The sequence below is a fragment of the Pseudoalteromonas sp. PAST1 genome (genome assembly GCF_021532515.1).
Lineage (GTDB): Bacteria > Pseudomonadota > Gammaproteobacteria > Enterobacterales > Alteromonadaceae > Pseudoalteromonas > Pseudoalteromonas simplex.
This window is the reverse complement of the sequence record NZ_JAKGBH010000044.1, coordinates 24,423-36,642: the sequence shown is the minus strand read 5'-3', so window position 1 is coordinate 36,642 and position 12,220 is coordinate 24,423. Positions and strand designations below refer to the sequence as shown.

Genomic DNA, 12,220 nt, shown 5'->3' with positions numbered 1-12,220 from the left:
CTTAGGTTGTTTATCTTACCCGATAGGCTACCAGACAGGCATTATCCAAGGGTGGTAAGAAGGAAACCTAATAAATATCCCTATAAAAGAAAATGCCAGTCAGCTCTTAACTGACTGGCATTACGCTCTATAGCGGCTTTTTTTAATTAAGCGAATTGGTATTGCTTGTTAAAGCAATGCTAAACCACCATTTAAGTTATAAACATTTTCAAACCCTAACTGCGACAAATTGTTAGCCGCTTGTTTTGAACGATTACCACTTCGGCAAACCAAAATGTAGCTATGGTCTTTCTTAAGCTGCCCTTGCACGATGGCGTTTGCCATGCGACTGAGTGGAATGTTAATCACTTTGCTCTCAGCAACAGTGAATAACTCTGCCAAATTATTCGCACCATGCTCATACGGTTCGCGAGTATCAATTAAGTGAGTGGCTTTATCATCTAACATTGATTTCGCATCGGTTGCGACTAGCTGTTTCATCGGCGCACTTTCAAGTGTTTCAACATAGCCACATAGAGAATGACTTACAGTATGCTTTTGCTCATCAGCTTGTTGCTTTAATTCAACAAACTCATCATCTGATACTAGCTCACTTAATAGTTTTGCTAATAACGGTGTCGTTGCCTTTTGTGCATGCCAATCCATAGCAAAACATTGCTGATAATCATGCCCTGAACAAATTACCGTAGAATCTTGCACTGCCATAGCAAGCTGTTTTAATGACTGAGCCATTTTCGCAGCATCGCCACCGCTAATTGCTGTGTTACCTAAGCCGCCTGGTAAGATTAAATCACCACAGAAGCAATAGCTAATATCACCGCTTTGTGTATCTGACAATAAATAGCTAACACTATCGTCACTATGACCCGGTGTCGCTACTTTAGTTAAGCATGCATCGCTTAATTCGATGGTTGCTGAATCTTTAGGCCAGCCAAGTTCATCTATCTCATTAGCAACATAACGTTCTGCGAGCTCTTTTGATAATAAACAACGGGCCGATAAACGTTCTTGGTGGTTATGGGTATCGATAATCGCTTTTACTGTTAAACCTTGTGTCGCGACAATTTTCGCCATACGTGGAATAAGCTCAATGATAGGATCAATCACCACAGCGCTTTTATCACTGTCGACATAAAGCCAGCAGCACGCTGCTTGATGGCGAAGTTGTGTTAAGCCAATCGCACAAACTTCGTGTTGCGGCGATGTACTATCAGATACCACTAAGCAGTTTGCTTCTAGAATCGGCTTTAAAGAACGGATTTTATCGCAAGCAAAATCAATCTCTTGTTGGTTAACAGCTGGGCCAAACGACATACGTATCGCGTTTTCACTTTGCCAATCACTGGCTCCCATCGCGTCTAAAACAAAACTACGATTTGCACCTGAGCTGCATGCCGAGCCGCCACTTACACGGATACCCGCAGCATCAAATAAGTCCATCACTTCTTTACTGGTTAATTCGTTCACCGCAAAGTTCAACGTTGTTGGCACCGAATGCTCAAAACTGTGATTGAACGTGATGCTACCAAAGGTGTCTGTTAATGCAGCTAATAATTGCTCGCGAAAAGCATGTAGCTGCTCAATTGGCTTAAAAGTCTGGTTTTGTTTATCAAGCAATAACGAGAACAACTTATTCAAACCGGCAATGCCCGGTAAATTTTCGGTACCAGATCGCATACCACTTTCTTGGCCGCCACCAGCAATAAATGGCGTATATGCACTGCCTTTACGGATATAAAGTACACCAATGCCTTTAGGCGCATACAATTTATGACCAGAGAATGGGGCGTAATCAATGGTTGTTTGGCTTAGCGCCAAGTTGGTTTTGCCTAATGCTTGTACACAGTCAACCATCCAAGCCACATTATTGTTTTCACTACGAATAACTTGCTCAATAGTGGTTAAGTCTTGGAAAACACCGGTTTCGTTGTTTACTGCCATAGTACAAATCATCAGTGCATTCGCAGCATGTGTACGAATAAACTCGTGATCTAAAATACCGTTTTTATCTACTGGAATAGCTAATACCTGCGCGTTGATATCAAGTACGCTGTTCCAATGTTTTAGGGTATTTGGCACCGCTTTATGCTCTGTTGCCCCATAAAGTAATACCGGATTCTCGATATGATGATTTTTTGCAGTAATAAGTGTTGAAACAACCGCCGTCTGAATACCTTCTGTTGCACCCGAGGTAAATAAAATATCGCCGTCGGTAGCGCCAATGACTTCACGTGCTTTGTTACGCGTTTGTTCTAATAAGTGTTTTGCTTGAATACCCGTAATATGAGAGCTTGATGGATTACCAAAACACACTCGCATCGTGTGCGAAACCACATCGGCAATTTCAGGAAGTACAGGAGTCGTTGCATTCGCATCTAAATAAATTTGCTGATTAGCATCGTCAGGAAGGTAAAAATTTGCCATGTAAAACGCACCATATTACTAAAAGATATATCTTATAACCTATTTTACATTTTTCACGGCTAAATTATAATAATCAATTAGTCAGTAAAGTGCGTTTTCTATACTTTTTAAGACTAAGCTAACCTTCTATTAGCTCAACCTGCTTAGAAGACCAGGCATTTATAAGCGCTTTTACTAAAGAAGCCAGCGGTATTGCGAAGAACACGCCCCAGAAGCCCCATAAACCACCAAAAAACAATACCGCAACGATGATAAACACAGGGTTTAAATCTACCGCTTCAGAGAACAATAACGGCACTAACACATTGCCATCAAGTGCTTGGATCACGCCATAGATAATTAATATGGTCCAAAATTGTGTTTCTAAACCAAATTGGAATAACGCCACCGCAGCGACAGGAATGGTCACCAATGCCGCCCCAACAAATGGAATAAGCACCGATAAGCCAACCAACACGCCAAGTAAAGCCGCATAGCGAAGATCAAGCACTGCAAAAGCGATAAAAGATGCAGTACCAACAATTAAAATTTCAAATACCTTACCGCGAATATAATTCATGATTTGTTGATTCATTTCTTGCCAAACTTGAATGATCAAGCGACGTTGCTTAGGCAATAAACGCTCAGCACTTTGCGTGAGCTCTAATTTATCTTTAAGCATAAAGAATACTAAGAGCGGCACTAAAATAAGATAAATCAGCCAAGCTGCAACGTCTTTTATCGAAGTTAATGACACCGATAGCACCAACTGACCAAACTCAATAGCTTTGGTCTCAACACTGGTAACAATTGATTTAACCTGATCTTCAGTAATCAAACTTGGGTAATCTTCAGGAAGATGTAACAGCAGTGCTTTACCTTTTTCGATCATATAAGGCGTTTCTTGAACTAGATTGCTGGTTTGCTGCCAAAGCACAGGCCCCATGCCGACAATAATCATAATCATCAAACCACTGAATACCAGCATAACTAGAACTGTTGCGGTAAACCGTTTCAAACCCAGCTTTTCTAAGTGAGCAACAGGCCAATCTAGTAAATAGGCAATCACCAAGGCAACTAAAACTGGAACGATTAACGAACCAAAAAAGTAGAAAAATGCAAAGGTTGCAATAAGCAATAACAACAAGGTTACTGAATGGGGATCAGAAAATTTATTTTCGTACCAGGCTTTTACATACTCAAACACGAATGGGCTCCACTGTTAGCACACCTAATTCTAGGTCAATTTTAAAATGGTAATGATGTTTTTCTAAAAATCGCTGCATATCGTCCGTTGCCTCAGCAGCATTAAATGTAAAAGTCACGGCTTGTTGAGCCGATACTGCCTTATTCAACCCTAATTTAAACTGAATAAATTGTTGAGGGCACTTATAGTCCCTTAAATCAACCGTTAACATAGCGAATCAACTGCGTTATTAATATGAATAATAAGTATAAGATGTAGGCACCTTGCTAAAATAAGTCTTTATAATGAGAAACAACTCATTTTTTTCTTAAAACACGCAAAACAATAGTTTATCCTTATTCAATAACTGGTAGTAAAGGAAACCTGATGCCTGGCTCGCATAATAAAGCGCAATTACCTGCGAATCCAACTCTTAAAGAGATAAACTGGTATAAAAAACAAATAAACTGGGGCGAGCTGCCGCCTTTTTATCATATGGTCGCATCATCGGTTAGCGAATCTGAAGGGATTTTAGACCACGGTTTTGATAATGCCGTTAAACAATTAATTGACCCACGCAACTGGAACCTTGATTTATTAGGTGGCCATGAAACCGACATGGGCGAAATTGTCTGTGAGCAAAAACCGCGCATTGCTTTGCATCAAAGCTTTACGGACCGAGGTTTCGAATTATGGGCCTACCCTTATGCAAAAGATGTGACGGTAGACCAATACATCAAAGACAACCGCTTTATGGAATTTAAGGTGTGGGATCCGCACACCATGAAAAACCTTATTCGTTTTAACCAGCTTCATAAATTCATCGCTTTTTACTTTGAAAGAGGTGACAAAGCTGACAAAGCCTTAATTCTGCATGCTCATAAAGTAGCGCATAAAATCATAACTTTTTTACAACGGGAGTTGAACGTTGTTAAGCTAGATGGAGTCACAATAAAAGATTTCTATCAATTGTGCGAAAAAGACAGCCGAGCATGCAGCGACGAAATAGATTTAGCAAAAGTCATGTTAGGTGAGCAAATCAACAAGGAATAAGATGCGACTAAAATTAGCCTTTATTACACTGTGTAGTGCATTACTGACATTTTCGATATTGCACAGTGAGCCGTTGAAGGCACAAACTAACTTTAAGCTGCCCGATTTAGGGACCTCGGCATTACAAGCCTTACCGATTGAAAAAGAACAAGCAATCGGTGAAGTGATGATGATGCAAATTCGTGGCTCATCACCCGTTGTCAATGACCCTGTTCTTGATGAGTATCTGACCACCTTGGGCCGCCGTTTAGTCGCAAACGCCAACGATGTTCGTTTTCCATTTTCTTTTTTCTGGGTTAATAACCCTGAAATCAACGCTTTTGCGTTCTATGGTGGTCATGTAGGTGTGCATACAGGGCTCATGGCACAAGCCGATAACGAAAGTCAATTTGCCTCAGTACTTGGGCACGAAATTGCCCACGTAACACAGCGCCATTTAGCGCGTCGTATTCAACAACAGCAAGATAACAGCGCGTTAACCATCGCTGGTATGATTGCTGGTATTTTAGCTACCGTTGTTGCACCTGATGCTGGTATTGCAATTATCTCAGCAAACCAGACACAAGCGGCGTTTAGTCAATTAACTCATAGTCGTGCTGCTGAACAAGAGGCAGACCGAATTGGCATGCAGACCTTAAATAATGCTGGGTTTGATCCTCGCCAATCGAGTAAATTTTTAACTAAACTTGCTGCACAAATTCGCTACAAATATAAGCCGCCCGCATTTTTGCTGACTCACCCATTGCCAGAAAGCCGTGTCTCTGATGTGCGCTTACGTGCCGAGCAGTATCCAAAAAGGCACTACTCCGATAGCCTAGAGTTTAACTTAGCTAAGAGCCGTGTTATTGCTCGTTATCATCAAAAAGCCAAAGCAGCTGAAGATTTGTTTCGTAAATTAATGCGTGAAAATACCGTTCATAACGACACTGCACTTAAATATGGTTTGGGTATTAGCTTGTTGGATCAAAAAAAGCTTGATGAAGCAGCCAGCATTTTGAACCCATTACTAGAGCAAGATCCAAAGAACTTATTTTATATAGACACACACACCGACTTACTCATTGCGCAAGGTAAAGCGAATGAAGCGGTGGAATTTTTAGCTAAGTTAGATATCGATAGACCTAACAATCAGGTAATTGCCTTAAACTATGCAAATGCTGCGATGGAAGCAAAACAATTTGACCTTGCTGAACGTATTTTAAAATCTTACTTGTTAGCAAAACCTGAGAACAACCTTGCCAAAGAGCTGATTGCTGATGTCTACAAAAAGCAAGAGAATATGGCTTCTTATCATGAAGCGCATGCCAATGTACTGGCCCAGTATGGTGCTTATTTAAAGGCAGCTGATGAAATTCAAAAAGCACTAAACTTTGTTGAGCCTGAAGAATTAGTTAAACAACAACGTTTAAAAGCCCTACTCACGCAATACCGTCAATTACAAAAAGAGCTTGCGAGACTTTAAGTCTCGCAGCGCTTGCCCTAAAATAAGCCAAATTATTAAATGTGAGAACACACCATGTCTGTGACTATTTATCATAATCCACGTTGTTCAAAATCGCGTGAAACACTTGCCCTATTAGAAAACAATAACGTACAACCAAGTGTTGTTGAATACCTAAAAACACCACTTAATGAGCAGCAAATTGCGACCTTAATTAGCCAATTGGGCTTTACTTCAGCGCGTGAATTAATGCGTACTAAAGAAGACATCTACAAAGAGCTTGAGCTTAAAAACGAGCAAAACGAAGACAAATTAATTGCTGCAATGGCTGCCAATCCAAAGCTAATCGAGCGCCCAATTGTTGAAAATAACGGCAAAGCTGCTCTAGGTCGTCCACCAGAAAACGTATTAAGCGTACTTTAATGACTACAAACATTGTTGTGCTATACCACTCAAGCCATGGCTCTGTAGAAGCAATGGCACATGAGATAGCCGAGTCGATTGAGCAACAAGGAGCAACTGCTTTATTGCGCACGTTTGTAAAGCGTCAGCCACACGATATTGTGATCAGCAAAGATGATCTAATTAATTGTGATGGCTTGGCCTTTGGCACCCCTACTCGATTTGGCATGATGGCCTCACAAGCAAAGAGCTTTTGGGAAACCACCAGTGATCTATGGCTTAAAGGTCAGCTAATAGATAAACCTGCTTGTGTATTTTCGTCATCGAGCAGTATGCACGGTGGTAACGAAGCTACCTTGTTGAATCTATCACTGCCCTTGTTACATCACGGCATGATGTTGCTTGGCGTGCCTTATGAGGTACCTGAGTTATTAGCAACTGAAACTGGCGGTACGCCATACGGTGCGACTCATGTGGCCGGTAGCAATAACAGCAATGTGTTAAGTAAAGACGAAATTAAAATTTGCCAAAGTGTTGGAAAACGCTTGGCACTGATTACGAGTAAATTACAATGAGCTTGGAACCAAAGCTAAATCAGCCTGTTGCCAAAAAGCCAATTACTAAACGATTCCAACGTTTTGCACTGATTGGTTATATCGGCTTATTAATTTTAATGCCAGTTTGGTTGTTTTTAATTGCCCCAAGAGAAGGCCACAGTAACGGCTTTATCTTTGTTGTTTATATACTCCCTCTTCTATTACCACTAAAAGGGATTATTCAAGATAAGCCTTATACCTACGCGTGGGCAAACTTTATCGTGATGTTCTATTTTATCCATGGTTTTACATTACTATGGGTCGCACAAGAACAGCTGATTTGGGTATTACTTGAGTTAATCTTTGCCAGTCTGATGTTTATTGGTTGCACTTATTATGCTCGCCATCGCGGGCAAGAGCTTGGCCTTAAGATACGTAAATTAAAAGAAGAGCTGGCCGAAGAAAAAGCGGCACATGAGCACGATAAATAAGCACTTTCGTTTAGCTTAAGTAAAACAAAAAACGGCAACCAAGGTTGCCGTTTTTTTATGTCACTTTATTTAGTTTTTATGCGTTCACACCAACTCTGCTAAGGTGGCTAGCGCGACAATACTTGCCAGACCCACTTGGCCAATTAAGCTAAATAGTGAAAACAGTCTTAAAATAAACAGCCCCCATGGATGACGAATATGCGGGTACAGCGCACAGCGTTTTAAACTTGTAGCAAAGAAAAAGCATAAGATAGAAACTAATGTAAAGCCCAGCGTTAACTCACTTTTAATAGCAATGCTATCGTCAAAAAAGAAGAACAACTGCACAGGTAGTAACACAGTTACAATCGCGTGGAGTAAGTGCACTTTTTTAACGCGATCAAACTGCCCTTCTGGCGAAAGCTCTTTAATACCAAAGTCATGCTCAAGGCATTTAACTAAGTTATCTGCTTTAATGCTAACTGCAAGTCTGTAGCAGCTTAGACCGTCTTTGTTACGAACCCTAAAGTCATAGCCCGCTTTTAAAAGCAACACCAGTAAAGGTCCATTCTCGGCTAATACAGCGTAATGTAATGCAGTATTCCCTTTATTGTCTTGGGCTTTTTTATCTTGATGTTCAAGTATTGTCTCAACCACATTCACATAGCCTTTTTCGGTTGCCCACATAAAGGCTGTTTTACCGTTTTCGTCAGCTAATGCACCTGTTGCGCCTTGCTCAATAAAACGCTTTGCCATGGTTTGTTTTGCATTTTCGTGGCTCAAGTGGGCAAGTAAAGCTTGTTCAAGTAACGATGCTGAGTCAACATCAGGTGATACAAGTTTTAGTAAGGTGAAGTAATCTTCACCGTGAGCAACTTTTTCAGCTGCAAGCGCCGTTAATGATTCAAGATCAGCCACTGAATCAGGGATAAAACCACTAAAACGCTCTCTAAAGTCAACTTCGGTCCACAGCTCTAATACATCGTCCGCAGACATTTTTGCACCGTGATTAAGCACATGTTCTATCACAGTAAAATAGCGACGATTAAATAACTGGTGAATCAAAGTTATAGGTGTTTTAACAGCCGATTGAGCAAATGCGCTAGCGTATTTCTCTAAGCGCTGGCATAACATTAAAACAAGACTCTCAGGGGTGTAGTCGTTTTCTAAAAAGTGCGCTTTCATAGCATTAATATAATGCAGCGCAGCTTCATCAAATTCAGAGATGTGTTGGAAATAACACTCTTCAAACGGTTCAAGAGGAGTCAACCAAGTAAGGTAATAAATAGGCGGAAGAACCGTCGTACACACACCGTCATCTTCATTAGTAGAACGACATGCCGGCCAAGCTTCTAAAGCGTCTAAAATATAAGCCCCGTTTTGCTCAGCTAATCCTTTGATCAGTAACGGGTATTCCTTTGGCCAAATCAGTACATTTTCCATTAAAAAAACACAACTCCGCTGCACATTATTCGATGTCTTATTAAGCAATTAGTTATAGCAAAATTTAACTGACAGTTTGCTTAATATTGCGACCAATAACACAGTATCTGATAGATACTTTGGTAAACAAGAAAAGTAGTATGATTCTACCACAGAGGGTTACAGGTGCTAGCGCAAAGTAGGTGATTTTTAAAGAAAATAGAAAAGCAGCGGCACATGGACGGTACTCACTGCTTGGTTGGAGACTGAAAGTAACTAAAAAGCCCGATGAGGTGAAGGTAATCGCGCTTTTTAGCTGACTTACTTACTTGCTAATTCGTGTGTCACTTCATCAATGCCAACTTGGCTAATGCGCTGCAGCACTTCTTTTTGCTTTGCGCTTAACAGTGAGATACCTTCAGCAACAATATCGTATACTTTCCACTGCTTGTCTTTGCCTTGGCGTAATTTAAAGTGCAAATCTATAGCTGGCGCATTGTCATCAACAATTTGTGTCTTAACAGTTGCATAACCATCGTCGATGAGTTGTGATTGATCAAAAATTACTTTTTGGCCTGTGTATTTCATTAGCGCGCCAGCATAAGTCACTGTTAAGTAATGCTCAACCGCAGCAATAAAATCAACGGCTTGTTCACGGCGCAGACCTTTAATGTGCTTACCTAAAAGCTTATACGATACAAACTTAATATCCATGTGTGGTAATAAGCGTTTTTCAACAATATTCGCCATTGCTTCTGAGCTTGCATCACCTTTCGCATTTACATTTGCGATATCAACAAATAAATCAGCAGTGACTGATTCTAATAATTGCTTAGGCGAGCGGTCTTCACTGGCAAAAGCAGATGCAGCAAAAAATGCTGCAATTAGCAAAAATGAGTTAACTAGTTTGGTCATCGTGTTCACCTCTAAACGAAAATTTTCGCTAATATACCGATATTAAATCCGTAAAAAAAGAAACAATCTGACATTGTTTTAATGCCAATTAAGCACCAATCGATTTTTTCCATAGTTTTCAGCTAATTGCTAAAAAATATGAGAATGTGCACAGTTTCTGTGTTTTTTTGCACATTGAAAAGCCCCTAACACCGCCTTATTTACTTGCTCATCGACATAATGAGAAGTACCGAAATGAAATTTAAAAAGCCATTAAAAGCACTTATTTTGAGTGCAGCTGCTCTTTTAGCAGCACCAAGTTATTCAGCTTCAAATCATGGTTATGCCATTGATTACATTCAAGGTGAAGGTGATGTAAAAGGTCTAAAGCTGGCCTATCAGTACCATGTACCCAATGAAAAGTTGCCCTTGCAACACGCCCGCTTGTACTTCGAATCTAGTTTTAATATTTGGCAGTATGGCAAAGACAACAAACATCAAACTAATATCGTGTTAGCTATGTCTCCAGTGATCCAATACCCTGTGTTTAATGTGAAAAACATGCCTGTTTATGTGGAGTTTGGAATTGGCGTTTCACTATTGGACGACACCCGTTTTGCAGGCAAAAACGTTAGTACTCACTATCAGTTTGAAGATAGATTGGGTCTAGTTGCAGATTTAGGTGACGACTCAACCTTAGCACTTAGATATTTACATTACTCAAATGCGGGTTTCAAGAGCCCTAACCCTGGCCTTGATTTTATTTCACTGTCTTATGCAAGACGATTTTAAGTGCTACTATATCGCTGTGTATATCGGCAGGATTTCAAGATGGAAACTTGGCAAATTATAGCCATTGTTGTTGCTGTGTTTGGTGTAGTAATTGGTAACCTTATGTTGCTAAAACATGCAGCAAAAATGGACTTCAAAGTGCCTAAAAGCGATGATAATGAAGATAAAAAAAGCCCTGATGAATAATCAGGGCTTTTCTATTTAATGCTTTAGCTAAGATTACACTAACCAATGTGCCATTAAGACAATCACCGGTAATGTCACTAAAGTTCTTAAAATAAAAATGAAGAACAATTCGATAATATTAACCGGAATTTTACTACCTAAAAGCAGTGCTCCCACTTCCGACATATAAATCAATTGCGTCACACTCATTGCTGCAATAATAAACCGTGTTACATCACTTTCAATACTACCCGCTGCAAGAATTGACGGAATAAACATATCAGCAAATCCAACCATAATTGTTTGTGCCGCAGCTTCAGCTTCAGGTACTTGTAATAGCTCTAAAAATGGCACAAACGGCTTGCCCATATATTCAAAAATTGGCGTATATTCAGCAATAACCAAGGCAAATGTGCCCACAGCCATAACGACAGGTAACACAGCGAATACCATATCAAAGGCGTTATGTAGACCTTCTTTCACTGTACCAGCAAAACCCGGTGCAGTGCGTGCTTTAGCAAGCGCCACATCAAGTGAATGAGAGACTAATGTTTTACCTTCAGGCACTGATTCTGCGTCTTTATCAGGCTCTGAGCCATCAAAATAAAGGTCTTTTTTGAAGCGTAATGGTGGTAAGCGAGGCACAATTAATGCCGCAACAAAACCCGCCAAACACACTGTTAAATAAAACGGTGCAAACAAGTGTTCAAGCTTTACTTGGCCAATAACAACTAAACAAAAGGTAATTGATACTGCAGAGAAAGTAGTACCAATAATGGCAGCTTCGCGTTGTGTATAGTGTTTATCTTCATACTGTCGAGCGGTCATCAAAATACCCACACTACCATCACCTAACCAAGATGCTACACAGTTAACCGCACTGCGACCTGGCACACCAAAAAGTGGACGCATCACTTTAGTTAATAAGGTACCGACTAACTCTAACAAGCCGAAGTTTAATAATAACGGTAATAGTAAGCCCGCTAAAACAAACACAGAAAACAACACTGGCAACAAGTCGTTTAAAACCAGTGCACCGGTATTACCGGAAATAATCATTTCTGGCCCTTGTTTTGTGTAGGTCAAAACGATAAAAACCATGCCTAATAAACGAACACTCAACCACAACCAACTAACATCAAATAAATGTTTAATTATAAAGAACTTAAGTAATGGCTGGGGTTTAAACAACTTTATCACTAAAGATAAAATACCGGTAATGCAAACAATGCTCGTAATTAAACCAAGCGCGAAAGGAGCTATCCACGCCTGCACAGCTTTTGCCATAACAGCAATCGGAATGGTCATTGCCTCACCTATGGGTACCGGCGTCATAAACAAGAAGACACCTATAAGTGAGGGAACGAAAAAGGTAAACAAGGTTCGCAAGTCACTGCGATGGGCTGTGTTTAAGTTAGACATATTTTCAACCTGTAAAAACCACAAAAAGAGCGGC

The 12,220-nt window shown here is 40.3% G+C and carries 13 protein-coding genes; 7 read left to right on the top strand and 6 right to left on the bottom strand.

All coding sequences use genetic code 11. From position 1 onward, the window contains the following. Positions 1 to 168: 168 nt before the first annotated feature. The 3 genes from L1272_RS17925 to L1272_RS17915 form a co-directional block, all read right to left on the bottom strand. Positions 169 to 2,424 carry an aminotransferase class V-fold PLP-dependent enzyme gene (locus L1272_RS17925; protein ID WP_235373996.1) on the bottom strand — a complete coding sequence of 752 codons (2,256 nt, stop codon included), beginning with the start codon at positions 2,422 to 2,424 and terminating at the stop codon, positions 169 to 171. Between the two features lie 118 nt (positions 2,425 to 2,542). Beyond that, complete coding sequence (locus L1272_RS17920; RefSeq protein WP_235373995.1) at positions 2,543 to 3,610, bottom strand: AI-2E family transporter; 1,068 nt, start codon at positions 3,608 to 3,610, stop codon at positions 2,543 to 2,545. Further along, positions 3,603 to 3,821 (bottom strand): hypothetical protein, encoded by a 219-nt coding sequence (locus L1272_RS17915; RefSeq protein ID WP_054553735.1) that lies wholly within the window; start codon positions 3,819 to 3,821, stop codon positions 3,603 to 3,605. The genes L1272_RS17920 and L1272_RS17915 overlap by 8 nt, the downstream gene beginning before the upstream one ends. A 155-nt stretch (positions 3,822 to 3,976) precedes the next feature. On the opposite strand from L1272_RS17915, the gene L1272_RS17910 reads away from it, so the two are divergent. The 5 genes from L1272_RS17910 to L1272_RS17890 are packed head-to-tail and all read left to right on the top strand — an operon-like array spanning position 3,977 to position 7,512. Further along, a complete protein-coding gene (locus L1272_RS17910; RefSeq protein ID WP_054553736.1) occupies positions 3,977 to 4,642 on the top strand; it encodes a hypothetical protein in 666 nt (221 codons plus the stop codon). Between the two features lies 1 nt (position 4,643). Next, positions 4,644 to 6,104, top strand: coding sequence for a M48 family metalloprotease (locus L1272_RS17905; RefSeq protein ID WP_235373994.1), 1,461 nt, complete (start codon positions 4,644 to 4,646; stop codon positions 6,102 to 6,104). Positions 6,105 to 6,158: 54 nt separating this feature from the next. Further along, on the top strand, positions 6,159 to 6,506 hold the full coding sequence (gene arsC, locus L1272_RS17900) for an arsenate reductase (glutaredoxin) (RefSeq protein WP_054553738.1): 348 nt from the start codon (positions 6,159 to 6,161) through the stop codon (positions 6,504 to 6,506). Beyond that, positions 6,506 to 7,060 (top strand): NAD(P)H:quinone oxidoreductase, encoded by a 555-nt coding sequence (gene wrbA / locus L1272_RS17895; RefSeq protein WP_054553739.1) that lies wholly within the window; start codon positions 6,506 to 6,508, stop codon positions 7,058 to 7,060. The genes arsC and wrbA overlap by 1 nt, the downstream gene beginning before the upstream one ends. Then, complete coding sequence (locus L1272_RS17890; protein ID WP_054553740.1) at positions 7,057 to 7,512, top strand: DUF2069 domain-containing protein; 456 nt, start codon at positions 7,057 to 7,059, stop codon at positions 7,510 to 7,512. The genes wrbA and L1272_RS17890 overlap by 4 nt, the downstream gene beginning before the upstream one ends. Positions 7,513 to 7,596: 84 nt before the next feature. On the opposite strand, the gene L1272_RS17885 is transcribed toward L1272_RS17890, so the two are convergent. Then, on the bottom strand, positions 7,597 to 8,934 hold the full coding sequence (locus tag L1272_RS17885; RefSeq protein WP_209327108.1) for an ankyrin repeat domain-containing protein: 1,338 nt from the start codon (positions 8,932 to 8,934) through the stop codon (positions 7,597 to 7,599). A 300-nt stretch (positions 8,935 to 9,234) separates the two neighbouring features. Beyond that, a complete protein-coding gene (locus L1272_RS17880) occupies positions 9,235 to 9,828 on the bottom strand; it encodes an MlaC/ttg2D family ABC transporter substrate-binding protein (RefSeq protein WP_138600008.1) in 594 nt (197 codons plus the stop codon). Between the two features lie 234 nt (positions 9,829 to 10,062). Between L1272_RS17880 and L1272_RS17875 the strand changes: the two genes are divergently transcribed. Then, complete coding sequence (locus tag L1272_RS17875) at positions 10,063 to 10,599, top strand: acyloxyacyl hydrolase (protein ID WP_054553743.1); 537 nt, start codon at positions 10,063 to 10,065, stop codon at positions 10,597 to 10,599. Positions 10,600 to 10,638: 39 nt separating this feature from the next. Next, positions 10,639 to 10,785: a DUF2897 family protein gene (locus L1272_RS17870; RefSeq protein WP_082389286.1), complete on the top strand. Its 147-nt coding sequence runs from the start codon at positions 10,639 to 10,641 to the stop codon at positions 10,783 to 10,785. A 33-nt stretch (positions 10,786 to 10,818) separates the two neighbouring features. On the opposite strand, the gene L1272_RS17865 is transcribed toward L1272_RS17870, so the two are convergent. Continuing rightward, positions 10,819 to 12,186 (bottom strand): YjiH family protein, encoded by a 1,368-nt coding sequence (locus tag L1272_RS17865; RefSeq protein ID WP_054553744.1) that lies wholly within the window; start codon positions 12,184 to 12,186, stop codon positions 10,819 to 10,821. Positions 12,187 to 12,220 lie beyond the last annotated feature (34 nt).

What these genes read in the sequence shown, in the direction of transcription:
- L1272_RS17870 (WP_082389286.1), top strand. Translation starts at nt 10,639, where the DNA reads ATGGAAACTTGGCAAATTATAGCCATTGTTGTTGCTGTGTTTGGTGTA.
- L1272_RS17925 (WP_235373996.1), bottom strand. Translation starts at nt 2,424, where the DNA reads ATGGCAAATTTTTACCTTCCTGACGATGCTAATCAGCAAATTTATTTA.
- L1272_RS17865 (WP_054553744.1), bottom strand. Translation starts at nt 12,186, where the DNA reads ATGTCTAACTTAAACACAGCCCATCGCAGTGACTTGCGAACCTTGTTT.
- L1272_RS17885 (WP_209327108.1), bottom strand. Translation starts at nt 8,934, where the DNA reads ATGGAAAATGTACTGATTTGGCCAAAGGAATACCCGTTACTGATCAAA.
- L1272_RS17875 (WP_054553743.1), top strand. Translation starts at nt 10,063, where the DNA reads ATGAAATTTAAAAAGCCATTAAAAGCACTTATTTTGAGTGCAGCTGCT.
- L1272_RS17910 (WP_054553736.1), top strand. Translation starts at nt 3,977, where the DNA reads ATGCCTGGCTCGCATAATAAAGCGCAATTACCTGCGAATCCAACTCTT.
- L1272_RS17880 (WP_138600008.1), bottom strand. Translation starts at nt 9,828, where the DNA reads ATGACCAAACTAGTTAACTCATTTTTGCTAATTGCAGCATTTTTTGCT.
- arsC (WP_054553738.1), top strand. Translation starts at nt 6,159, where the DNA reads ATGTCTGTGACTATTTATCATAATCCACGTTGTTCAAAATCGCGTGAA.
- L1272_RS17905 (WP_235373994.1), top strand. Translation starts at nt 4,644, where the DNA reads ATGCGACTAAAATTAGCCTTTATTACACTGTGTAGTGCATTACTGACA.
- wrbA (WP_054553739.1), top strand. Translation starts at nt 6,506, where the DNA reads ATGACTACAAACATTGTTGTGCTATACCACTCAAGCCATGGCTCTGTA.
- L1272_RS17915 (WP_054553735.1), bottom strand. Translation starts at nt 3,821, where the DNA reads ATGTTAACGGTTGATTTAAGGGACTATAAGTGCCCTCAACAATTTATT.
- L1272_RS17890 (WP_054553740.1), top strand. Translation starts at nt 7,057, where the DNA reads ATGAGCTTGGAACCAAAGCTAAATCAGCCTGTTGCCAAAAAGCCAATT.